The organism is Mucilaginibacter pedocola, assembly GCF_002013915.1.
GTDB classification, from domain to species: domain Bacteria; phylum Bacteroidota; class Bacteroidia; order Sphingobacteriales; family Sphingobacteriaceae; genus Mucilaginibacter; species Mucilaginibacter pedocola.
The window spans coordinates 21,280-46,791 of sequence record NZ_MBTF01000037.1 but is presented as its reverse complement, the minus strand read 5'-3'; the positions used below and the strand labels follow the sequence as shown (position 1 = coordinate 46,791).

General features: G+C 46.6%; 13 protein-coding genes and 1 riboswitch. Of the genes, 7 read left to right on the top strand and 6 right to left on the bottom strand.

The genetic code is table 11. From position 1 onward, the window contains the following. Positions 1-296: 296 nt before the first annotated feature. The 5 genes from BC343_RS26490 to BC343_RS26470 all read left to right on the top strand — a co-directional run bounded on the left by BC343_RS26490 (position 297) and on the right by BC343_RS26470 (position 11,401). On the top strand, positions 297-3,569 hold the full coding sequence (locus tag BC343_RS26490) for a SusC/RagA family TonB-linked outer membrane protein (protein ID WP_143822366.1): 3,273 nt from the start codon (positions 297-299) through the stop codon (positions 3,567-3,569). Between the two features lie 11 nt (positions 3,570-3,580). Next, entirely contained in the window at positions 3,581-5,371 is a 1,791-nt protein-coding gene (locus BC343_RS26485) for a RagB/SusD family nutrient uptake outer membrane protein (RefSeq protein WP_078350844.1), read from the top strand. A 157-nt stretch (positions 5,372-5,528) separates the two neighbouring features. Next, positions 5,529-7,055, top strand: coding sequence for an FG-GAP repeat domain-containing protein (locus tag BC343_RS26480; protein ID WP_078350843.1), 1,527 nt, complete (start codon positions 5,529-5,531; stop codon positions 7,053-7,055). An 88-nt stretch (positions 7,056-7,143) separates the two neighbouring features. Then, positions 7,144-9,324: a hypothetical protein gene (locus tag BC343_RS26475; protein WP_078350842.1), complete on the top strand. Its 2,181-nt coding sequence runs from the start codon at positions 7,144-7,146 to the stop codon at positions 9,322-9,324. A 94-nt stretch (positions 9,325-9,418) separates the two neighbouring features. Next, a complete protein-coding gene (locus tag BC343_RS26470) occupies positions 9,419-11,401 on the top strand; it encodes an NACHT domain-containing protein (protein ID WP_078350841.1) in 1,983 nt (660 codons plus the stop codon). A gap of 143 nt (positions 11,402-11,544) precedes the next feature. Here BC343_RS26470 and BC343_RS26465 read toward each other — a convergent pair whose 3' ends face one another. The 5 genes from BC343_RS26465 to BC343_RS26445 all read right to left on the bottom strand — a co-directional run bounded on the left by BC343_RS26465 (position 11,545) and on the right by BC343_RS26445 (position 21,514). Beyond that, the gene (locus BC343_RS26465) at positions 11,545-12,984 is read right to left on the bottom strand and encodes a SusD/RagB family nutrient-binding outer membrane lipoprotein (protein WP_078350840.1); all 1,440 of its coding nucleotides are present in this window, start codon (positions 12,982-12,984) and stop codon (positions 11,545-11,547) included. Between the two features lie 5 nt (positions 12,985-12,989). Then, positions 12,990-16,178 carry a SusC/RagA family TonB-linked outer membrane protein gene (locus tag BC343_RS26460; RefSeq protein ID WP_078350839.1) on the bottom strand — a complete coding sequence of 1,063 codons (3,189 nt, stop codon included), beginning with the start codon at positions 16,176-16,178 and terminating at the stop codon, positions 12,990-12,992. Between the two features lie 308 nt (positions 16,179-16,486). Continuing rightward, entirely contained in the window at positions 16,487-17,065 is a 579-nt protein-coding gene (locus BC343_RS26455) for a TlpA disulfide reductase family protein (protein WP_078350838.1), read from the bottom strand. Between the two features lie 100 nt (positions 17,066-17,165). Beyond that, positions 17,166-17,275: riboswitch (SAM riboswitch) on the bottom strand. Between the two features lie 163 nt (positions 17,276-17,438). Then, complete coding sequence (locus BC343_RS26450) at positions 17,439-18,878, bottom strand: SEFIR domain-containing protein (protein ID WP_078350837.1); 1,440 nt, start codon at positions 18,876-18,878, stop codon at positions 17,439-17,441. A gap of 47 nt (positions 18,879-18,925) precedes the next feature. After that, positions 18,926-21,514: an ATP-binding protein gene (locus BC343_RS26445; RefSeq protein ID WP_078350836.1), complete on the bottom strand. Its 2,589-nt coding sequence runs from the start codon at positions 21,512-21,514 to the stop codon at positions 18,926-18,928. Between the two features lie 153 nt (positions 21,515-21,667). On the opposite strand from BC343_RS26445, the gene BC343_RS26440 reads away from it, so the two are divergent. Continuing rightward, positions 21,668-22,453 (top strand): alpha/beta fold hydrolase, encoded by a 786-nt coding sequence (locus tag BC343_RS26440; protein WP_202909872.1) that lies wholly within the window; start codon positions 21,668-21,670, stop codon positions 22,451-22,453. 133 nt (positions 22,454-22,586) lie between these two features. Continuing rightward, on the top strand, positions 22,587-23,747 hold the full coding sequence (locus BC343_RS26435; protein WP_078350835.1) for an MFS transporter: 1,161 nt from the start codon (positions 22,587-22,589) through the stop codon (positions 23,745-23,747). 183 nt (positions 23,748-23,930) lie between these two features. Here BC343_RS26435 and BC343_RS26430 read toward each other — a convergent pair whose 3' ends face one another. Next, positions 23,931-25,478, bottom strand: coding sequence for a serine hydrolase domain-containing protein (locus BC343_RS26430; RefSeq protein ID WP_143822365.1), 1,548 nt, complete (start codon positions 25,476-25,478; stop codon positions 23,931-23,933). Between the last annotated feature and the right edge of the window lie 34 nt (positions 25,479-25,512).

Below are 25,512 nucleotides of genomic sequence, written 5' to 3'. Positions count from 1 at the left end.
CTAAATAGGCGTTTAAACACCCATCAATAAAAACTTCCATACGCCTACTACATACATTACCATGATAAGCGAGGAAGAAACCACCTTACTATCATACAATCATATTTAAAGGACTTGGGCAATTTTTAACATGAGAGCCCGGGATTTAGTTGATCAATATCACTTGAGAAATGATGTTGGCGTGCGTTTCGGGATGAGATCCGAAACGCACTTTTTTAACCAATGCTATTGCATGGCAAGCCCTCTTTGTGCGCAATAAATAAACCAAATATACAAACAACCAAATCTCAAATTTTATGCTTAGAAGTTTACTCCTTAAGGGAAAAACGCTATGTATGCTGCTATGCTGCGTAGTATCCTCAATGGTAGTTTCGGCTCAAACCAAGCACACCGGTAAAATTATCGGCAGCGATGACAAGCTGCCCGTAGTTGGCGCCTCGGTGCTGGTAAAGGGCACTACCCTTGGTGCACAAACAGATGTTAACGGGGTATTTACCCTCAATGTAAGTAAAGGCGCCGTGCTGGTGGTGTCGTACATTGGCTATACCACGCAGGAAGTTACCGTTGGCGATGGCGAAACCATTAACATTACATTACAAGCCGGCAAAAACTCACTGAATGAAGTAGTTGTAACAGGTTATGCCACCCAACGCAAGAAAGACCTTGTGGGCGCTGTTGCCGTAGTTGATATGGCTGCCATGAACAAGCAGCCCGTAGCATCGGTAGAAAACCAGTTACAGGGGCAGGCAGCGGGTGTTACAGTAGTAACATCGGGCGCGCCGGGCCAAACGCCACAGGTTAAAATACGCGGTGCCAATACCTTTGGCAATAACCAGCCGCTGTATGTGGTTGATGGTGTGCCCACTACCAACGTAAACGATATTAACCCTAACGACGTTGCCAACATGCAGGTACTGAAGGATGCGGGTTCTGCATCTATCTACGGTGCACGTGCCGCCAACGGGGTTATTATTGTTACTACCAAAAAAGGTTCGGGTAAGGTAAACATCAGCTACGATGCCTACTACGGTACGCAAAGGCCAAAAGGCGGCAACGTTTACGATTTGCTTAACCCAACCGAAATGATGGCCCTGCGCCGCCTGGCCATTACTAACACGGCCACGCTAAATACCAGCACACCAACTACCCCAAATTTCGACAGCAACTTGTATGGCCCTAATGGCGACGTATTGCCCGAATATATCAGCGCGGGTGGCTTTGGCCCTTATGGCATCAAAAGCGGTGACCCGGAAGTTGACCCTTCAAAATATAACGTAAACCCGTTTTATACCTCGGGCGATGCTTCTGGCTTTTACCGTATTACCAAAGCCAACCAGGCCGGTACCGACTGGTATCACGAGATATTTAAAAATGCGCCTATACAAAGCCACAACTTAGCTTTAAGCGGCAGCACCGACCAGGCAACCTACCTGTTCTCGATGAACTACTTTAACCAGCAGGGTAGCTTAATAAACACTTACAACAAGCGTTACACCATCAGGGCAAATACCAGCTACAACATTAGCAAGCGTTTCCGTGTAGGCGAAAACATGTCGTTCTCGTTAACTGATAACCCTCAGGCTAACCAAAACGACGAAGGCAGTGCCATCGGTATGTCGTTCCGCGAGCAGCGCATTATCCCGGTTTACGATATTATGGGCAACTATGCCGGCTCAAATACTGCCAACCTGGGTAACGCAGCTAACCCGGTTGCTAACCAACAACGTACCGCCAACAACTACGGTATAGGCAACAGGCTGTTTGGTAACGTATATGCCGAGGCAGACGTGCTTAAACAGCTTACGTTACGCAGCCAGTTTGGTGGCGAGTATTTCTCGGGTAACAACCACAGTTTCACTTATCCGCAGTATGAGAACTCAGAGAACGGTATCCTGAATACTTACTACGAAAACTCGTACTCGGGCTATAACTACACCTGGACCAACACCGCCCGTTACCACCAGGTATTTGGCAAGCACGACATTGCGTTTTTGGCCGGTACCGAATTGTACCGTAACCAATACCAGGCCTTGGGCGGCAGCAACACCGGCTACTACACTTTCGACCCTAACTACGTAAACCTTTCTACCGGTACCGGTACCCCAACGGCTTACAGCAACCTATCGGTAGATAAATTATTCTCTCTGATAGGCCGTTTAGACTACACCTGGAACAACCGCTTGTTACTGAACGCCACTATCCGCCGCGATGGTTCATCAAGATTTATGAACTATACTTACGGCTGGTTCCCGGCAGCAAGCTTGGGCTACCGCTTATCTGAAGAAAGCTTCATGAAAGGCATTAGCTGGTTAAACGATTTGAAGATCCGCGGTGGTTACGGTGTTATGGGTAACCAGATCAACGTAACTCCTGCCAACGCTTACACCACCTTTGCTCAAAACAGGTTCAACTCATATTACGATATAACCGGATCGAGCAAAAGCACTGTACCGGGCCTTGGCCAAAGCACCTTTGGTAACCCCGATGCTAAATGGGAAAAAGACGGTAACTTAAACGTTGGTTTTGATGCAACCTTATTTAACTCTAAATGGGAGATCTCTGCCGATTATTACGTAAAAGATATTACCGACCTGTTGTTTAACCCTAACCTACCGGGCACTGCGGGTACTGCTACGCAACCGTATACCAACGTTGGTGCAATGCGCAACTCGGGTTTTGACGTGGCTGTTTCAACCCACCATAACCTGGGCAGCGAGTTGAAAATGAACGCTACCTTAACGTTCACTTCTTACAACAATAAAGTAAAAGCTATCTCTTTAGGCCAACAGGAAGTTCCGCTGCAATCGGGCCGTTTTGCGGGTTCGTACATTAACCGTATTGCGGTAGGCGAGCCTATCAGTTCGTTCTACGGTTACAAAACCAATGGTTTCTGGAACACCCAGGCAGAAATTGATGCCGCCAATGCAAGCGCCCCTACCGGCGTTTACCAGGACGGTATTGGCCTGGGCCGTTTTAAATATGTTGACGTAAACGGCGATGGGCAAATTACCGCTGCCGACCGTACCAACTTAGGCAGCCCTAACCCCAACTTTACTACCGGCTTAAACTTAGATTTCAGCTACAAAAAGTGGGACCTGAGCATGTTCTGGTACGCATCTGTTGGTGCTAAGATCTGGAACGACGTAAAATGGTGGACAGACTTCTACTCTAACTTTGGTGGTGCCAAAAGCCGTACCGCTTTATACGATTCGTGGACACCAACTAACACCAACGCCAAAGCCCCTATACAGGAAGTTAATGGCTTTAGCAGCAGCAGCACCGCACCAAACGATTACTACGTAGAGAACGGTTCGTTCCTGCGCTTACGTAACGTGCAGTTAGGCTACACCTTCGACCCTGCAGGTTTAAAGAAAGTAGGTATGAGCAAACTACGTGTATACGTATCGGGCGCAAACCTGGTAACCGTAACCGGCTATTCGGGTGTTGACCCTGAGATCACCGGATCTGGTGATAACGGTGCACAGCAATCAAGCATAAACTTCGGTATCGACCGTGGTAGCTATGCTCCTGTGCGTACAATTCTATTTGGTGTACAAGTTAAATTCTAATCTCACATATTATGAAAAATATAAAGATATTCTCGGTTTGCTTATTGGCATCCGGTGTTTTATTGGGCACATCGTGCAAAAAGTTTTTAGAGCAGCCTGCCTTAGGTAAACTAAGCACAGAGCAGGTATATACCCCGGCTGGTGTTGATGGTTTACTAATTGGTGCCTACTCTGCCTTAGACGGAACCGCGCAGGATAATGCAGCCTTAGGCGGAGGCTCTGCCTGGGAAGCAGCAGGTAGTAACTGGGTATTTGGTAGTGTTGCCGGTGGCGATGCCCACAAAGGCAGCGACGGTACCGACCAAACCGCTATAAACCAAATTGCCGCCTGGACACTGGATGCCAGCAACGGTTTCTTAAACTCTAAATGGAAAGCTGTTTACGAAGGCATTGCCAGGTGTAATAACACCATCAAAATAGCGAATTTAGTTGCCGGCATACCCGATGCCGACAAAACCAATATTATTGCACAGGCACGTTTCCTGCGCGGCCACTACTATTTCGAACTGAAAAAGATATGGAATATGGTGCCTTACGTTGATGAAACCACCACCAATTTTATGGTGGCCAACGACCAGGACATTTGGCCAAAAATTGAAGCCGATTTCCAGTTCGCTTACGATAACCTGCCTCCTACGCAATCGCAAAAAGGCCGTGTAAACAAATGGGCTGCCGGCGCATACCTGGCAAAAACTTATGTTTACCAAAAGAAATGGACTGATGCTGATGCACTTTTCACCACGGTTATAGCATCGGGCACTAACGCCGAAGGGGTAGCTTACGGGCTTACCGATAACTATGAGGACAACTTTGGCGCTGCAACCAAAAACAACAAAGAAACCGTTTTTGCTATACAGCAGGCAGCTAACGATGGCAGCAACCAGATATCAGAGGCCAACAATGGCGATATGCTTAACTTCCCGTACAACAGCCCTTTCCGTTGCTGCGGTTTCTTCCAGCCATCAATGGATCTGGCAAACTCTTTCCGCACCGATGCTGCCGGCTTACCTTACGTAAACGATTACAACAGCCACCCGCTAAAGACCGACCAGGGCCTGGGTGGTGTATCATCGGGTAACTCGTTTACGCCAGATGCCGGTAACGTTGACCCGCGTTTAGACTGGACCGTTGGGCGCCGCGGCATTCCGTTCTTAGATTGGGGCAACCACCCCGGCCAGGACTGGATTCGCGCACAGAGCTACGCCGGCCCTTATTCGCCTAAAAAGAATACGTACTACCAATCTACTAAAGATACCTACTCCGATCAGCACAGCTGGGCACCGGGTAGTGCCAACCAGATCAACATTATCCGTTTTGCTGATGTGTTGCTGTTAGCCGCCGAAACTAAAGTACAACTGGGTAACCTTGATGCTGCACAGGTTTTGGTAAATCGCGTGCGTGCAAGGGCAGCCAACCCTGCCAGCTATGTATACAAATATGTAAACGCAGCTAACCCAACCGGCGGTTTCACTACCGAAACGGCGGCTAATTATGTAGTTGCCACATGGCCTGCAGGTGCATTCACCGCCATGGGTAAAGACCAGGCTCTGAAGACCGTATACTTTGAACGCAAGATAGAACTGGGTATGGAAGGCCAGCGTTTCTTCGATATTTCGCGCTGGGGTATAGCGCAGCAGGCATTAGCGGCTTACTATGGTTTTGATGGCCAGTTTGCCTCAGATGTTACCGGTGCCAGCTGGACACCGAATAAAAACGAATACTACCCTATACCACAGTTTCAAATTGGTTTGCAAACTGTAGGTGGTGCATCAACCCTAAAACAAAACCCGGGGTACAATTAATTGACACCATAAACTTTATCCAAAAAAACGAGGCTGCGCAAGTTGCCTCGTTTTTTGCGTTATATGGGGAGGGATGATAACGCCCCATAGCGATGGGTTTGAACTCCATCGCTATAATTGCGAATACATCCCCTAAACATCCTGTATATTTCTACCGATGCAAAAACTCAACAAGCCCCTCATCCTTTCATCAATAATAGCCACAACAGCCATCATCATCACATTGGCGCTGGGTTGTGGGGACAATCCATCAAAAGCCCCCGTCGCCGAAACAGGCGAAACATTATCTAAAAAATACTGCGTAAGCTGCCATAAATACCCCGAACCCGCCCTGCTCGATAGAGAAACCTGGGCAAAGCATGTATTGCCGGCAATGGCACCTCACCTCGGTATAGGAGTATATGGCGATGACCAGTATGTAAACGCCCCATCGGCCAAGGCCATGTTAGGTTACGAAGACTGGATGAAAATTGTTGATTTCTATAAAACCACGGCACCAAAAACCTTAACGCCTGCAAAACCACCAGTTGTGCCTGTTCACGATTGGGCAGGCTTTAAACTACAACTGCCAAAACACGCCAATACCACCCCGGCAACTACCACTATGGTTGCCTTTGATACCATTAGCAAACAGTATTTCACAAGCGATAGAGCTACAAACAGCATCTACCAATGGTCGCCCATGTTGAAGCAACTAACAGCAAAACAATACAATTCCCCTGCTGTCGACGCGTATTTTAGCAAAGATGCAAAAAGCGTTGAGCACGCTGCTTTTACATTTATTGGTTCGATGGATGCTGTTGATGTGGCTACCGGCTCGGTAGTAGATATGCCCCTCGCCGGTGGTAGCGAAACACCGGTAGCAGTAAACTTGCCGCGCCCTATGCAATCGCTCATTGCCGATTTTGACAAAGACGGACTGCCTGACCGCTTGGTATGCAGTTTCGGGCATAACTTTGGCGGCTTATTCCTTTACAAGCAAACGGCAACCGGGCAATACCAAAAAACAACCATCAGCAGCATGCCCGGTGCAGAACAAGCAACCATAGGCGATTTTAATAACGACGGCTGGCCGGATGTTGCCTGCCTTTTTGCCCAGGCACAGGAAGGTGTATGGCTTTTTTTGAACGATAAAAAAGGCGGCTTTACTACTACCAACCTGCTGCATTTTCCGCCGGTATATGGCTCCAGCAGTTTCCAAATGGTAGATATAAATAACGATGGCAAATTAGATATACTGTACACCTGCGGCGATAACGGCGATTTTTCGCGCGTGCTGAAACCCTACCACGGTGTTTACATCTTCCTGAACATGGGCGGTTTTAAATACAAGCAGGCATACTTTTACCCGGTTAACGGCGCCACCAAAGCCATAGCTACTGATTTTAATGGCGATGGTAAACAGGATATAGCACTAATCGCTTTCTTCTCCGACCTGAAGAACAACCCCGAAGAGGGCTTTACTTACTTTGAGCAAACAGGCACCATGCAGTTTACCCCGCACCGTCTGCCTTTAAGTAAATACGGCCGATGGATATGTATGGATGTAAAAGATGTGGATGGCAACGGCAAGCCGGATGTTGTGTTAGGCAACTACGCCATCGGCTTTATGAACCAGGGAGAAACGAAGGCATTGTGGGATACATACACGCCGTTTGTGGTGTTAAAGAACATGGGTAAGTAAGCATACATTTTTCCCGTCCTGATGACATTTTTAAACGGCAACAGCTATATTTGAAGAGTACCAATTTTACATCTCCAAATATACCGCCTTGAAAAAAGCCATAGCCCTTGTTTGCGCCGCCGGGTTCTCCCTTGCGCTGCATGCCCAGATAACGCCTGTTGACAACCCGAAAGAGAAAACCGCCTTCCAAACCAGCAGCGCCTGGCGGCCCGAGATTGACGTGCGCAGCGATATTGCCATTGTGTACGGCGCTAACGACCGCCCCAACCAAACCTTTCAGCAACGCGTACAGTCGTGGCGCGAGCATGGTTACACCACCCATTTTATGACGGGTATTGCCTGGGGCGAATACCAGGACTACTTTTTGGGCAAGTGGGATGGCAAAAACCACATGGCCGAAAGCCAGATACAACAAAACGGCGATACCATTGGCCACGGCAAAAACATCCCCTACATTGTGCCCACGCAGTCGTTCATTAACTATTTTAAAGAGGCCATTATTAAAAAAGTGATCGATGCAGGTATTACTTCTATCTACCTGGAGGAACCTGAATTTTGGGCAAGGGCAGGTTACGGCGATGTTTTTAAAGATGAATGGCAGAAGTACTACGGTTTCCCCTGGAGGCCGCAGCACGAATCGCCGGAAAATACTTACCTGAGCAGTAAACTGAAATACCAATTATATTACAATGCCATTAAACAGGCATCAGAATATGGCAAGGCCTATGGCAAAAGTAAGGGGCTTGATGTGAAGTTTTTTATCCCCACACATTCGCTGGTCAACTATTCCTCGTGGCAGATCGTTAGCCCCGAAGCCAGTTTGGCATCGCTGCCCAGCATTGATGGTTACATAGCACAGGTATGGACCGGCACCTCGCGCGAGCCTACTTTTTATGACGGTAAGCGCAAGGAACGCGTATTCGAGAATGCCTTTTTGGAGTATGGCTCAACTGTATCCATGACTGCCCCTACCCGCCGTAAGGTATTCTTTTTAACGGACCCTATTGAAGACTGGCCGCGCGATTGGAGCGACTACAAACGCAATTACGAAGCCACCTTTACCGCCAAACTGCTTTACCCCATGGTTGCCGATTACGAGGTGATGCCATGGCCCGAGCGTATATACACCCGCCCCTACAAAATAGCCAACAGCGATAGCGCCGTGCTTATCCCTAAATATTACAGTACCCAAATGCAGGTGATGGTGAATGCGCTGAATGCCATGCCGATATCGGCCAACCGCGTTTCTGGCGTAAATGGTGTGGGTGTGCTGATGGGTAACTCACTGATGTTCCAGCGTTTCCCTACGCATAACGGGTATGATGACCCGCAGTTCTCTAATTTCTACGGGCAAACCATGCCCTTGGTAAAACTGGGTGTACCGGTGCAAACCGTACACATGGAGAACCTGGGTTTTGCTGCTACACTGAAGGATATTAAGGTATTGGTGATGAGCTATTCGAACATGAAGCCCATGTCGCCCGAGGTGCATAAGAACCTTGCGGCCTGGGTGAAAAAGGGCGGCGTGCTGCTCTACTGCGGCCGCGACGACGACCCTTACCAATCGGTTATGGAATGGTGGAACACCAAAAGCAATAAATACGCTTCACCATCAGAGCACCTGTTTAAACTGCTCGGTGTAAAACCCGGGCCCGGCCAAACGCAATTTAAAGTGGGTAAAGGCACCTTCGCCTACATTAACCAAAACCCCAAAGAATTTGTATTGGAGGCCGGCGGCGCTAAAAACTACATAGCCACGGTAAAAAGCCTCTACGAAGATGCCGCCAAAGCCGGCCAAATGGAGTTTAAGAACAGCCTGTACCTGCAGCGCGGCCCCTATGATATCGTTTCGGTAATAGATGAGAACACTGACAGCCAGCCCTACACCATCAAAGGCCCGGTGATAGACCTTTTCGACCCGCAACTGCCCGTACTCGACGAAAAGAAAATAGCCCCCGGCACCCAGGCATTTTTAGTGAACCTTGCCCGCATAGCCGACAAAACCAAACCACAAGTACTGGCCGCCGCAGCCCGCATCTACGATGAAAAGATCGGCAGCAACAGCTACGAGTTCACGGCAAAAAGCCCTATAAATACCATCAACAGCATGCGTGTACTGGTGCCGGCTACACCGAAAGTCATCACCGTAACGGATAACAAAGGCGCGTTGGTGCCCAACCCAAAACTATCGTGGAGCGAAAAGTCATCTACCATTTATATGGGGTTTGATAATAGCCCGGATGGGATTAGGGTGAAGTTGGAGTGGTAGAAGTAGGGATAATGTGTAAATGATTACCGGTCCAATACTTGATTTTGTCGAATAAGTATTTTTCCGATATTTATAAAAACCTTATCGAACTCATATGGCACAAAATGAACTTAGTCAAGTCAAAGATGCATTAATTGTTGCAAGCCCGTTAATAAAAGCAGTCGTTGACACATTTTTAGTCCCTAAACTTGAAAAGTTAAATAAAAGACTAAAGATTGATTTTAATAAAGATTGGGTTCCCACAGATAAGCACTTTTCAGAATATTTTCATAGAACTTATAAAAAAATATCCGTTGCCAATACCTTGGTATTCAATAATTCCCAATTACTTCTCAAGGAGATTTATATTCCTTTAACAATCCGTGATTCAAATGATGATAAAAAGACTCAGTTAACTGGTTTTCCAAATGAGTTGTTACAAAAGTATGAAAGAATATTAATTACCGACACAGCCGGTATGGGCAAATCAACATTAATGAAGATAATATTCATGGATGTTATAGATAAGCGGCACGGGGCGCCCATTTTGATCGAACTACGAAGGCTAAGCAAGGACAAAACGATATTAAAAGAAATTCATGAACAGATAAGTGCGATCGACAAAGAGTTCAATTCTCAATTACTGTTTGAACTTATCAAAGACGGAGGGTTTATCTTTATTCTTGACGGCTTTGACGAGATATCATTAACTGACAGAGAAATAGTTACGGCCGATATCCAAAGCTTTATATCAAAGGCAAATGATAATAAATTTATTTTAACCTCTAGACCAGAAAAAGCATTAGCAAGCTTTGGTGACTTTGAACAATTTAGAATCGAACCCTTAAATAAAAATGAAGCATTTGAACTACTTAGAAAATATGATAAACAAGGAGATATTTCAACATCATTGATAAAAAAACTCCAAGAAAGCACGATGTCCAATATGGAGGAATTTATGACAAACCCTCTATTGGTATCACTCTTGTTTACAGCATTTCAGTTCAAACAAGCCATTCCTTTTAAAAAATATCTTTTTTACAGACAGGTTTACGACGCAAACTTTGAAAATCATGACTTAACTAAAGGTGATTCTTATTCCCACCCGAAATATTCAAAACTAGAAATAGATGACTTTCATAGAGTATTGAGGCATATAGGATTTTCCACATTCAAACGACAAAAAATCGAATTTGATAAAGACGAATTATTGGGACTCATAAGGGAAAGTAGAGGGTTTTGTGTAGGAATAGAATTTAGAGATTCTGACTTCTTAAATGATTTATTAATAACTGTACCGCTGTTCACCCAAGACGGGAACTATTATCGCTGGGCTCATAAATCATTACAGGAATATTTTGCTGCGCAATTCATCTATCTAGATTCAAAAGAGCACCAAACTTCTATAATATCTCAAATTTACAATCACAAAGAGATTGAAAAATATCAAAATATCCTTGATCTCTATTACGATATGGATTATAAAATCTTTCGAAATGTTATATTACTAAACTTGCTGACAGAATTTCGCAATTTTTCTCTATCGTATCTTCGAAATCTTGATTTGTCTATTCCCAACAAAGAAATTACATATCGTAAGGAGTTATGTTTTTTGACACAACACTATTTGGCGCAACTTGATAACAGTATTAACCACGAAGATGATGACAGGCTGGACAATATGATAGATTTGTTCAGTATAAATGAACAAGGCAACAACAGACTCGAAGGCATAGCGTTGCCCCATATGGATGGTGGTGACATATTTGCATTTTTTGCAGATCATCCCAAAATTTTGATTTTGTATATACTAGCGGCAAAAAAAAATCCACTTGTGAAATATATAAATCGGAGAGATGTTGATCCTAAAAAAACGTTGATAAAATACAAATTCAAAAAAATGTATCAGTTTGTAAAATTAACAGGAAACATCAATAGCTCACTTAACAGCACAATTAACTTTGAAAATGTCAACAATCTATTGACTTATTCAAGTTTGAGAGAAATCATTATCGATGCAGACAATGCCATGCAAACGTTAGATGAAATAGAAGATAATATCAAAACTGATTTAGCCGATAACTTCTCCATTAGCTAGTTCCCTAACTGACTCGAGTACGCCCCCTCAATTTCACACCGCTGCATACTCGCGCTAGGCTTTAATTTCTTTTAATCGGCGAATCTATTCAACAAAAAAGCACCCTCACGGGTGCTTTTTTGTTAGTATAAGAACCAAGTGTATCAATTCACATCGAACCAAAGCTTAGTCGTCAACACATCTGCGCCCTGGTTGGCAACGGCGGCTTTGTAGCTTGTTCCGTTTAGGGATTGCTCGGTGCCGGGGTAAAGGAAACGTAGGGGTAGTTTACCGCTTAGCGTGCCGGCTACGGCTGGTGCCAGTTGCGGGTAATCCAACCTGCGCCATTCGGCAAATGCTTCTAAGCCCTGGCCGAATAAGGCCAGCCACTTCTGCTCCCCTATCGATTTTTTATAATTCGTGGCATCATAAGCTACCGCCGGCTGTGCAAGGTATGTTGCTATGGCAGCATCGCCTATGCTGTATTGATTTAACGAGGCGGTGATTGCTTGGGTGTACAGGTCGGCGGCGTTTTCGGTAGTGAAGCCACGGGCGGCGGCTTCGGCACGGTCGAACAATACTTCGGCATAGCTGATTATGACTGCCGGGGCGCCGGGTGCCAAAAAGTAGGTACCGGGTTTTGATGTTTTGGTGAAGCCCAAATTACTTGCATCGCCCACTAATAAACCGTTGGGTATACCTACATAGGTATTTGGCGTAGCATCCTGCGTTTTGCTGGAATATATAGGCAGGCGCGGGTCGTTCAGCGCGAACAATTTATCTACAATGGTTTTGCTGATGCGGTAATCATCACGGGTGTCGAACAGGTTGCTTATCGGGTTTTGGTTCGGTGATGCCAGGTAAACCAATTGGGCGGTTTCGCTGTTGGCGCTGATGTAGCCACTGCCTTCGGCCTGTATATCGGCTATTACTTGCTTTGCTTTTTCGGGCTCGCGGTCGGCAATGCGCAGGGCTATGCGCAGGCGCAACGAGTTAGCGAATTTTTTCCACGGCGCTATTTTATTGGCGTAGATTACATCGCCCAATATGGCGGGACCAGCTACATTTAGCGATGCCTGTGCAGTTTTCAGGTCCTCCAGCAAAGCGAGGTACACATCCCTTTGCTTATCGTAAGCCGGGGTAAGATATTGGTCGATATTGGTAGCCTGTGTGTAAGGTATATCGCCATAGTTATCTGTTAACAATGCGAACACCCACGAGCGCAGCACCAGCGCAACACCCTTATAATTGGGGTTGGCCTGGGCATCGGCCAGTTTAATGATCTGGTTAAGGTTCACAATACTTTTTGCGTAGCCAACGCTCCACAGATCGGTGAACGAGGTGCTTGTGTAGATATACCTGTCGGGGTCGGTGTATTGTATTTTTGCCCAGTATTGCACAAATAGCAGGCTGGCATCCATATTATTGGCGGTACCCCAATAGGTATCTGCCGTTGCTTTTGTGGCGGCCGTCAGCAGGTAATCAGGTTGCGCATTTTGCGATGCGTTGGGGTTTTGGTTTATCTTCACCAAGTCCTTTTTGCAGGAGCTTACCGATAGCAAAAGGGCTCCTGATAATAGTATGGTCGTATATTTAAGTTTCATTGTCGTTAGAATTTAAGGTTAACATTAAAGCCAATGTTGCGCACGGTTGGCAGGGTCAGGTCTTCCAAACCTTGGCCGTTACCGGTGTTAAAGGCGGTCTCAGGGTCGATATTCGGAACGTTTTTATGGATGATCCACAGGTTACGGCCAACAACAGATAGTGTTGCCGATTGCAGCCCGATACCCTTAACCCATTGCGACGGGAAGGTGTAACCCAGTTTAACCTCGCGAAGCTTTACGTACGATGCGCTGTAAACAAAAGCCTCATCAACATTGGTAAAGCCCTTGTAGTACGATTGTGCCGGCACAATGGTGGTGTTGGCCGAGCCATCAGCCTTTACGCCTTTAAAGATCATACCATCATCATAAACGGTAGCGCCGCCCGGTGCCGCTGTACCTGCTGCGATCTGTACGGCTGCAGCCGAGGTATTATTGTTTGGATAGTAGTAGCTTAAACCGCCATTAGCCGCACCACGGCCGGGCAGTGTTGACGCCAGCACGCCGGTGTAAGTACCCGTGCGGTTGGTGTTAGAATAGATAGAGCCACCAAAGCGCGCATCCACCAAAAAGCTCAGGTTAATGCCTTTGTAAGTGAAGCTGTTGTTAATGCTACCTAACCAATCGGGCGTGTATTTGCCCAGGTACGTTTTGGTGTTGTTAACCACAGGAGTGCCATTAGCACCAATAATAATTTGGCCCGATGCATCGCGGGTATACGAAGTGCCAAACAAGGTACCATACGGCTGGCCAACGGCTGCCAATACCTGCACCGTGCGGTTGGTGCCCAGTATGTAGCTTTGCAGTTTGCCTTCGTTATCAAGCGATATAACTTTGCTTTTGTTGCGCGAGTAGTTCACGGTTACATCCCAGGTAAAGTCCTTGGCTTTTACGGGCGTTAAGCCTAATTGCACCTCCAAACCCTTGTTGTTAATGCGGCCGCCGTTGATCAGCTTTTGGCTGTAGCCTGTGGTTTGGCTCACATCCACGTTCAGTATCTGGTTAACGCTGTTGGTGTTGTAAACACTTACATCAAGCCTAACACGGTCGTTCAGGAAACCGGCCTCGAAGCCTGCCTCGCCCGATGTTGTGGTTTCGGGTTTCAGGTCGGGGTTCAGGTTAATGCTTGCTGCGCTTTGCTGCGGGTTGGTACCAAAGGGCGCGGTGAAGTTGTAAGTATTAATAAGCTGGTAAGGCGTAGTTGCTTTACCCACTTTTGACCATCCGCCTCGCAGTTTCAGGTAGCTTAATACGTCGCTCTTAAAGTCGAGCGCTTCAGATAGTATCAAACTTCCGTTCACCGATGGGTAGAAGTACGATAAGCTGGATGCCGGCAGGGTTGACGACCAGTCGTTACGGCCGGTAAGGTTCAGGAACGCGTAGTTGCGGAAACCAATTTGTGCCGATGCAAAGTAGCTGTAGGTTTTTAGTTTACCGTAGTAGTTGGATGATACCAATGGATCGCGCGAGTTACTCAGCGTGTATAAACCCGCTACCGCCAGTTTAGGCGCTATCTGGTCGTTCTGCTCGTTCAAAATAGTGCTGATGTTACCACCCACAAAGCCATCAAAAGTGAAGTCTTTATTCAATTTTTTGGTGTATTGCAAACGGCCCTCGGTGTTGGTTTCGTTCACGGTGTAAGCATCCTCTTCGTACGAACCAAATGGCGTGCCGTTGGTGCCATAGGCTACTTTGATCTTGCGCCGGTCGTTATAATAATCGGTACCGGTGCGGAAGTTTGCCGATAAGCCATCTATGATCTTGTAGTTCAGCTCCACGCTACCAATGATGCGGTTTTTGTGCTGCCCCACGGTGTTCTCGTAAGCAATAAAATATGGGTTGCTGTAGTAGCTGTTGTTCCAGTTAAAGGTGTTGCCATTAGCATCGCGGTAGTTGCGCAGCTGGTTTATATCCACCTGTCGGCCGAACCATGTAAACTGCAGCATGGTACTGGTAGCGCGCCTGCCGTATGCGCCGGGCAGGTTATCGGCATCGTCTTTAATGTAATTGGCAATGGTAGTGATCGTCAGTTTAGATGTAGGGCGGAAGGTAGTATTGATGAGGAATGAGTTTCTGCCTTGCGACGAGTTGGGCACCACACCGGTTTGGTGCAGGTTGTTGTACGATAGCCTGTAATCGAACTTATCGCTGTTACCTGCCAAGGCTACGCCGTTGTTAAGCGTAACACCGGTTTTAAAGAAATCGCGCACGTTATTAGGGTGAGCCACAAATGGAGCGGGCTGACCGTTGGAGAAGAACTGCGGGATCAGCTGTCCGTTAAGAGCAGGCCCCCAGCTTTCGTCAACACCATCATTAACACCTGCGCCGGCACCATTTACATAGCTGAATTTGCCGTTAGAGCCTTGCCCGTACTCGTTCTGGTAATCGGGGAAAACCTTCAGTGTAGCAAAAGAGGTATTAGAGTTGATGCTAATGCCCAGTCCTTTGGCGCCTTTGCCCGTTTTGGTTTTGATGAGGATAACGCCTGCTGCTGCACGGTAACCGTAAAGCGCGGCGGCGTTCGGCCCTTTCAGCACGCTTACCGATTCGATGTCTTCGGGGTTGATATCCGCAATGGCGTTCTGGAAATCCCTCGAACCGTTGGTACCCTGAAACTGCGAGTTATCTACAATAACACCATCCACCACAAAAAGCGGTTGGTTATTGCCCGATACCGATGTTTCGCCACGGATAACTATACGCGACGAACCCATGTCGCCCTGGCTGCCGGTAACGTTAACGCCCGCTATTTTACCCGATAAAGCGTTTACAAAATTGGTTTCCTTGGCTTCGGATATGTCTTTAGACTTCAGCCCCTGCACGGCATAACCCAGCGACTTTTTATCCTTAGAGATATTCAGCGCTGTAACTACAACCTCGTTAAGCGAATTGGCGGCTTCCTGTAAAACAATATTGAGAGGCGCGCCGGTGTTGGCCACAACCACATCCTGCTGCGCAAAGCCGAGATACGATATATGCAGCACATCGTTCGCGTTAGCGCTGATGGTGAATTTACCCAGCACATCTGTTTGCGTGCCGGTGGTGGTTCCTTTTACGCCGATGCTAACGCCGGGTAGCGGCTGCCCGTCGGTTTTAGCGGTTACCACACCGCTTATTTTTAAAGCCTGGGCCTTGGCCTGCTGCAGGGTAAAGAGTAGCAATAAAATTGCCAGTACTGATTTGTAAGTTTTAAACATGATCAATTGTTGAATAGGTCCTGAAAAAATGCCAATACGAATGCACACAGCTCGCGCTATGGCTTGCACAATTGGCGCAATACCAGCGGGCTTTAGGTATTTGTATTGAATGAAAAAGCTGATGGTTCCCGGCTACTTAAAGCGGTAGCTTATGCCGGGAATTGCTGAAGAGTTAGCAAAAACAACACATAGAAGAGAGGTAGCTTGCCATAAGGCTGTTAAAGTTCGAGGTCGGTTGTTTCAAGCGGCTTCGGTTGGGGCTGGTAGTTGTGTTCATATAAAATGTATTGATTTGGATGTAGGGGTTATTAGTTATTAAGGGCAGCAACGGGTTTATTCACCAGGTCGTCTATGGCTTTTAGCATGCCGGCAAATTCCTGCTCATCGTAAAGGCGTGTGAGGTAGGCTATCTTACCATCGCGGTCTATCACCACATTGCGGGTAACGCCGCTTTTTTTGTTGGCGAAGCGGCCAAAGATATCAGCACCGGGATCCAGCGCCAGCGGGTAGCTGATGTTCATGAATTTGCGGAAGGCTTTAACTTTCTTCAGCGGTTCGTCTCGGTCAACACCTATCAGTACCACGCCTTTGTCTTTGTAGGCCTGCCATACGTCTTTCTCCAGGTGAGGCATTTCTTCGCGGCATACTTCGCACCAGCTTGCCGTAAATTGCAGGATGACGATCTTGCCCTCCAGTTGTTTCAGGGAAGTTTTGGTGCCGTCGGTTAGTTGCAGTTCAAAATCAGATGGGGCGGTGTCGCCTGTTTTTACAAGGTAACCGCGGTCTACCTCGGGAGTTGCGGCGGTAGCCGGTTGTACGGATTGTGCGCCTGCAATAAATGCAGATAACAGTAAAGCGCCTGTAAATAGTAGATGTTTAATTTTCATAGTTCGATATTCAGTGTTCCGAATAACCAACAAGAAAAAGAAGAGCGGGATGAGGGGTCTAATGAAAAGCCTTGTGCGAGGCAATGCAAATATTTTGCGGACATTATCTTTTCTGTATCGCTACAGATAGGAATTAGCACCTTTATACCAATGGGCGTATAGGTTGCTAAGACATCATCGGGCCTATCCCTCAGTCTTTCTTGATAATTATTAAGAACGATTTAACGATGCAAATATATAATATATTCTACTAATTCTATAGATATTATATAATTTAATTGTGAAGATGTTGGGAATTGTTAGTTGGTTAGGCACGGGTAAGCGCCCTGCCCTACCGATGCATATTCGCACTTGTGTGATGTGATAGGTTGGATTACAATGCTGTACTAATTTTATCAACATCGATATAATAGGAAAATTGGGGTATAGGATCCGCAAATCCGTGAGAATAACTTCTCCGCTGATTTAGTTCATTAACTTCGACGATTCTTTTCTTCAATGCCTCTACATCGTCAAATCCTAAAATATTTTTTATCTTATCGAAATGTTTTCGAGAAACTAATCTTGAAATTATGTCAAACGGAGCGCCATCCCGAGACTTGTATATATATGTGGTCGGAAACCAAATTTTATTATTTAACGCAGCAACGTAATAACAAAGTAAATCGGCGTTAATCACAAATGAACGATTCCAACCCTCTGGAATGTGATGAATAATAAAATCGGCCTGCGGGCTATAAAAATTCTTATTATAAAGTTTTTTATAATACTGGTCCATCATATCATAATAATAACGAAAAGCAGTAAAATCATCATTACTTTTTGGACCCTCATATTGATCTTTTATAAAATATCGGGAATGAAATAGGTCTTGCAACAGTGTCAAATTATTATACCTAATTGCTAGCCCAATTGTATATAAAAACAATTCATAAATTATTAACTTATAATGTTCGTAATAATACGATTGCCAATTAGTTTTTTCATCTAAAGGTCTGAATAACATTGGCAATTTCTCAAAAAACTGTATTAATACGTCATGATCAAAGAAGATTGTGCTTTTGAAAATCTTACCCAAGAATGCTAAATAATCTGCTTTTAGAGAGACATATTGAGTTAATTTATTGAAGGCAGCCTCTCCGATTCCTAAGTAGCTAGTCCCTACAGTTTCATCTAAAGCAAAAGCTGGCAGGCAATTAAAATATTCGTCCAGGAAATCGTTTAAAAAACTATTTATTCTATTTGGATTTTTGTCTAATTGCACATCCAGTCCTCTAACCAAGGTCGTAGTCTTGTAACGGACAGGCGAATCTTCAAATAAATATTTAGGGGGCTTTCCTAACGCCGGTTTGGTGAGGCTGGGGCGGCTGTATATACTTCGCAATAACTTTTCATAATTTGATTCAAAGTTATCTTTAGATGAGAGGTCAATATAGATGCGACCGTTCAAATAAACAGGAAGATAAGCTCTGCCACTTTCGTCAACTTCTGCAACCACTGGTATAAATTTCTCTTGGGTAACATCTGCATATAGCTGAGGTGTAATAATCAAAGTTTCTGTTCCTACTCCTCCTTTGCGTTCGTCAGCCCTTTCTGAGTATTTTTTGTCTAATATTATTAATACCTTATGAATTTCAGGGGATTTCACCATTCCTTCCATGAAATGATATTTGTCATGCCCTTCGCGTAAATCCCACTTATCTAAGATTACATCAACTCCGTCTTGTACTAATCGATTTGCCAGCTCTAACACCCAATCTTCATGCGATGGTGAAGACCAGCTATATGAAATAAATACTTTTTTGTTTTCCATAAAAATCTAATACTACTCTAAATCATATCCATGAATTTATGATACCCTCATACCCCCAACGCCACCACAAACACTGTCCCTTCTCCTTCCTTACTCTCCACATTTATCTTCCCGCCGTGGGCTTTTACTACAATATCGTAACTGAGCGAGAGGCCCAATCCGGTACCTTGTCCTGTTGGTTTGGTGGTGAAAAATGGCTGCATAATTTTATCTTTTATAGCATCGGGTATGCCGGTGCCGTTGTCTTCTACCGTTAGCAGCAGTTGTTTACCTTTTAACTGGGTGCTAAGTTTTACCATAGGTTTGTAGCCGGCTCCTGCGGTTTTTTGCTTCTGTTGCACGGCGTAAAAAGCGTTGTTGAAAAGGTTGAGCATTACCCGGCCAATATCCTGCGCTATTACTTTGGGCTGCGGCAGATCTTCGGCAAGGTTTAGAGCAAAGTCGGCGTTAAAGCTTTTATCCTTGGCACGCAGCCCGTGGTAGGCCAGGCGCAGGTATTCGTCAACCAGGTTATTGATATCTGTTGCCTCTTTTTGCCCGGTGGAGGCGCGGCTATGCTCCAGCATGCCTTTTACAATGCCATCGGCGCGTTTGCCATGGTGGTTTATTTTCTCCAGCGTTTGGTGCAGCTCGGTTGCTATGGCGCGGGCTTCCTCTATGTCGCCTTTATCCAGTTCTTCGTTCAGGTCGGCCAGTATCTCGGTACCTACCTCCGAAAAATTGTTTACAAAGTTCAGCGGGTTTTGTATCTCGTGGGCAATGCCGGCGGTAAGCTCACCCAATGAGGCCATTTTTTCTGATTGTATCAGCTGCGCCTGCGCAGCCTTCAGGTCGGTTATCGTTTCGGCCAGTTGGTCGCGCTGGGTGGTTATTTCCTGTTGTTGTTTGCTTAGTTCATTATTGGCCTCGCTGATGCGGGTATTGGCCTTGCGCTGGTTGTTGTAGTTGAGCGCAATAAAACCTGATAGCACTACCAGCGCTACCAAACCGCCTATGTAAAAATAGCTTTGGTAGCGTTTGCTCTGTATCTCCGCTTTCTGCAAACGCATCTGCTCGTTCAGCCTTTGGGTAGCCAGGCTTTGCGCATACTTTAACGAATCTTCGTGCTTGGCAAACTCAAACTCGGCCAGCTTTTGGCGTGCGTCGCTCTTTTGGGTTTGCTCGGCCAGGCTGTCGGCCATTTCTTTGTGGCGTTTGTAATGCGTAAGGGCCAAAGGGTAATTGTGCAGCTTTTCGTAGGCCAGGCTTAGTGCAAGGTGGTCGTCTTTTATCTCCCGGGTGTTTTTAGTTTGCACATCATAATCAAAACCTTTTTTTAGGTACTTCAGCATTTCTTCGTTCCGCTTTGCCGGGGCTAAGCCCCCCTCTACCAGAACTTTATCGGGTGCATCGCGAATGATGTTACCCATTACGGTATGCAGCGCAGCAAATGTGAACTTTTGGGTTTTGCTGTAATCAAGCCCCTGTTTGGCGTAGCGCATAGCGTTGCTGTAGTCCTTTATCTTAAAATAGGTATCGGCCAGCGAGTTGTAGGCATAGGCCTTCATCTGCGGATTCAGGGCATCTTTAAGCTGCATTTTGTTATACTCAACAGCTTGTTTATAGTCGTTTAATGATAAAAGTAACCTGGCTATCTCGCCCTCGGTGGCACTTATATATCTTGCGCCAATCTGGGGTATCTTTCTGGCAGGGATAAGCGCTTTTTTATACAGGTCTATAGCCTTTTGCGGGTTGTGCAATTGGTCGTAAACATAGCCCAGGTCAAAGTATGCCTGCATCAACTCGAAGTTGTTGCTTTTTGAGGCAGCTATTTTGGCCACCAACAAAAAGCCTTCTATCGCCTTACTGAAATTACCGATGTATTGGTAGCAGGTGGCCTGCAGGGTAAGTAAATGCGTATAATCGGGCGTGGCCTCGTAGCCCTTAAGAAGCGGTTCAACCTTTGCAAACCAGTCTAATGCCTTTTGATATTCGCCATTGTCCATATAAAACTCGCCATAGTTGCTATACGAATCGATAATAGTGGTGGTATCGCGCGAGGCCGTGGCATATTTCAGTGCTTCGGCATAAAGGGCAAGGGCTTTGTCCCGCTTTTGGTTCATGCTATTGATAGTGGCTATCCGCCCCATTTCGGCAGATATGCGCTTGTTATTACCTACCTTTTTAAAATAGGCCAATGTTTGCTGCGAATGCTCCAGCGACTTATCTTTTTGCCCCATACCTATTTCGCAGCGGGCTATGAAGGTTAGGGCATCAAATTTTTGCGCTTCATTGTGCGTAGAATCGGCAATGGCTATAATGCGGTTGAATTTGGCTATTGTCCCCACCATATCGGCTCCGTAAAAATCAACAATGGCCGAGGAACGCAGTAACAACACATTGGTGTATTTGGGCTTCAATTTTTTATTAAGCGCCTCGGCTTCGTGGATGTATTTAGCGGCAATATCTGCCTGGCCAATGGGAGCATAAGCCGCCCCGAGTTTGCACAGCAGGGTAAGCCTGGCGGTATCGCGCTTCTCGGTGGCCAAACGCGCCTTTAGCGAATCTATCTCGGCCTGCCCGTGTTTTTGGGCCGAAGCGTTGAAGCATATTATTAAAAACAGCGGTAGAAATAAGGTAAGGTATATAGGTTTCATATATGTGCCTAAAATAGCAATTATTAACGGGGATAGAGGAGGAAATTAGGGGGACAAACGTCGGGCTATTGTAAAAACCAATGAGGATAAATACTAAAGCTAAACAATTGAAGAATAGCGCCGTTATCGCTTTAAGTTAACTTAGCTAACACCATGAAAAAATTATTAGCCGCTGCCCTTTTGCTTTTATCGATGGCCGAAAGTGCGCCAACCTTACAAGCTGCCACCATTATATATAACCCAACTATTGCCCAACTTCCGCCTGTAAAAAACATCGTGCTGGTGCATGGTGCCTTTGTGGATGGCTCGGGCTGGCGGCCGGTGTTCGATATCCTTACCAAAAAAGGTTATAAAGTGAGCGTGGTACAGCAGCCGCTAACATCATACGAAGCCGACCTGCAAGCCGTGAAACGGGTAATAGATGCGCAGGACGGGCCATGCGTATTGGTGGCACACAGCTACGGCGGTGCTATAATTACTGAAGCGGGTAACGACCCTAAAGTTACCGCGCTGGTGTACATTGCGGCCCACGCGCCTGATGCCGGCGAGAACGAGGCCGATAACGGCAAAAAATTCCCGGCGGCCTATAAATCGTTACAGAAAGGTGCCGACGGGAAAGATAACATTGCCCCCGAAAGCTTCGCTGCCGATTTTGCCGCCGACCTGCCCGCCGTCGATGCCAACTTTACCGCACACGCACAGATGCCTATAACCGATTCGGTCTTTCATCACGTCATCGTAAACCCCGCCTGGAAAACCAAGCCCAGCTGGTACATGGTGGCCGGTGCCGACCGCATTATTAATCCCGACCTGGAGCGCATGTACGCCAAACGTGCCAATAGCGTAACGGTAGAAGTTGCCGGTGCCAGCCACTCGATTTACCAGTCGCGCCCCAAAGAGGTTTCTGCATTAATAGAAAAGGCATCGGCAGGAAAATAAAATAGGTGCTGGTGCGCGCGTGCCGCGCGTTCCCGGGAGCCAAGAACACTTCGTGTCGAAATGACACTATTAATACCATTTACCTGCTTTCAAAACCGTAATTTTGTGTGTCGAAACACTTAATATATCCGTTTTGAAGAAGAACCTACTCCCTTTGGCCCTTGGCGGGCTTGGCATTGGCACCACCGAATTTGTAATGATGGGCCTTCTGCCCGATATCGCAACCGATTTCCACATCAGCATACCTGTTGCCGGCCACCTCATATCATCATACGCATTAGGCGTAGTTATTGGTGCGCCTTTGCTGGTTGCCATTAGCAGTAATTACGAGCCCAAGAAGATATTGCTGGCGCTGATGGGAATATTTACCCTATTCAATGCGCTATCGGCCTTTGCGCCAAACAATACCACGCTGCTAATTGCGAGGCTGGTTTCGGGTTTGCCACATGGCGCTTTCTTCGGCGTAGGTTCGGTAGTGGCCAGCCGTTTGGCCGAGAAAGGTAAACAGGCGCAAGCCATTTCTTTAATGTTTGCGGGCCTTACCGTGGCCAATTTGTTGATGGTGCCTATAGGTACCTACATAGGGCACCATTATTCGTGGCGGTATACCTTTGGTTTAGTGGCTGTTATAGGGCTAATTACTATGTTATCCATAAAATTATGGTTGCCAAGGCTACCGGTAGATAGGACCGGCGATATCAAAACAGAACTGGCCTTATTTAAACGCACCGAAGCATGGCTCATTATTCTGATCACAGCTATAGGCACCGGCGGTTTGTTCGCGTGGATAAGCTATATAGCACCTCTGATGACCAACGTTTCGCATTTTTCGGCCAACCAGGTATCGTACATTATGGTGCTTGCGGGTTTGGGCATGGTGGTGGGTAACGTTATTGGTGGCCGATTGGCTGATAAAATGGAACCCGTAAAGGCCTGTATTGTGCTGCTGTTCGCCATGGCGGCCACATTAGTGCTGATATTCCTGTTCTCCGGTAGCCAGTCCGTTTCGTTGGCGCTTACCTTTATTGCCGGTGCTTTATCTATCGCCTTAGCAACTCCCATACAAATACTCATGATAAAAACCGCCGCGGAGGCCGAAATGCTTGGCGCTGCAGCCACGCAAGCTGCCTTTAACATCGGTAATGCTTTGGGCGCATTCTTCGGAGGATTGCCTATTGCTGCGGGTTTTGGTTTTAATTCGCCATCGTTGGTGGGGGCCTGTATGGCTTTGGCAGGAACTTTCTTCGCCTGGTTACTGATCAAGAAACAGCAGCAGGTGAAGGTGGCGTTTTAATAGGCGGGCTATTTTACTCACCCCGAATGCGCTATCGCTGTTCGACCCTCTCTGCTTCGCAAAGAGGGTGAGCTGCATTACAATAAAATGTTTTACGCCCTCTTTACGAAGTAGAAAGAGCCTACGCCCGCGAATGGCAGGCCGTCGGGGTGAGTTAACTCGCGGACTTTAGCCTCCCCAAAATTACTCCGCCAGTTCTCCCTGCAAAGTAATATGGTCTTTACCATAAGTGTAACTAAAGCCAACATCAGCCGTTAAATTTTTGCCATCAAATTTACAGATGATGGTTTCGGTATGCGGGCTTTCTATATAGCGAAGTTTTAGCTGTAATTCTTTCCCCTCGGTAAAGGCATAGCTGCCAACTATTTTGTAAGGCTGCAGTATGCTAAAGTCTTCCTTTGCGCCATTAACAATGCCGGGGCCTTGCATGGCAGTTTCGCCGGGCAGCCATTTGCCGGTAGCAAAATCAAGGTTGTAGGTTTCGGCATCCTTTTTCAGACTGATGTGGCAAATGCCATCTTTAATGTTGATGCCTATTGCTTTAATGTTTAAAAGATTGGGCTTCACTGTAAAGTTTTGGTTGAAAGTGCCTTTATCGCTGCCCGAAAGCGGCGCAAGCTTCAGGTTTGCCAAATGAGTATCGAGATTTTTATCGGCCGATGCATTGGCAGGCAACGGTTTTGGCTGCATGGCGGGCAGCAGGTACTTCCACACCAGGTTCAGTTCGCCCTGCATGTCGGGGCTTTCAGATGTAATGGCTATTACGGCATCCTGATCGGGCATTACCACAATGTATTGCCCAAAGGCACCATCGGCACGGAAGGCGTTGTTGCGGCAGCGCCAAAACTGGTAGCAGTAACCCTGCATCCAATCGCTCGAATCTTTTTTGCTTTGCGGCGCGCCGGGTGCCTGGTCTATTTTAGCGGTGGTGGCTTCTTCTACCCAGGCAGCAGGCAATACTTGTTTGCCCTGCCATTTGCCTTTTTGCAGGTAAAGCTGCCCCATTTTGGCCAGCGCTTCGGTTTGCACGCGCAGCCCCCAGCCGCCTGTATTGATGCCTTGTTTGTTCACTTCCCAATCCTGCCCTTTAATGCCCAATGGCTCAAAAAGGCGCGGTTTCAAATAATCAACCTCCTTTTGCCCGGTAACCTTTTGCACAATGGCCGATAGCATAAACGTAGCCAGCGAGTTGTACAAAAATTTAGTACCCGGCTTATTTGCAATAGGTAGCGCCAGGAAGCCTTTCACCCAATCTTCCTGCGTAGATGCGACAGCGAAAGTAGGGTCCTGCTCCTGCCCTACCGACATGGTAAGCAAATCCTTCACCGTCAGCGCGGCCAAATGCGCAGGGATAGTATCAGGCAACTTATCGGGGAAGAACGATACCACTTTATCATTAACCGTTAAGCGTTTTTCGCTCACTGCAAAACCAATTGCCGTAGAAGTGAAGCTTTTGCTGCAGCTGTATAGCGTATGCCTCAGCTTAGCCTCGTAGGGGTTCCACCAGCCCTGTGCCACCACCTTACCGTGGCGCAGCATCATAAAACTATGAAACTCGTGCTTGCTCTGCCCAACAGCTGTTAAAAAGCTATCGATAGCCGCGGCGGGTATGCCTTCGGTTTCGGGCTTACTGGTTGGTAAGGTGCTTTGCGCTTGCGATGTATTTATGGCAAAACATAAAGCAAAGGCGAAAAGCTTTGCAGAGGGCAAGAGGGTATTTTTAGCTGGCATGGGTTGAGATGGTTTATTGATAGGAAAGGTAGGT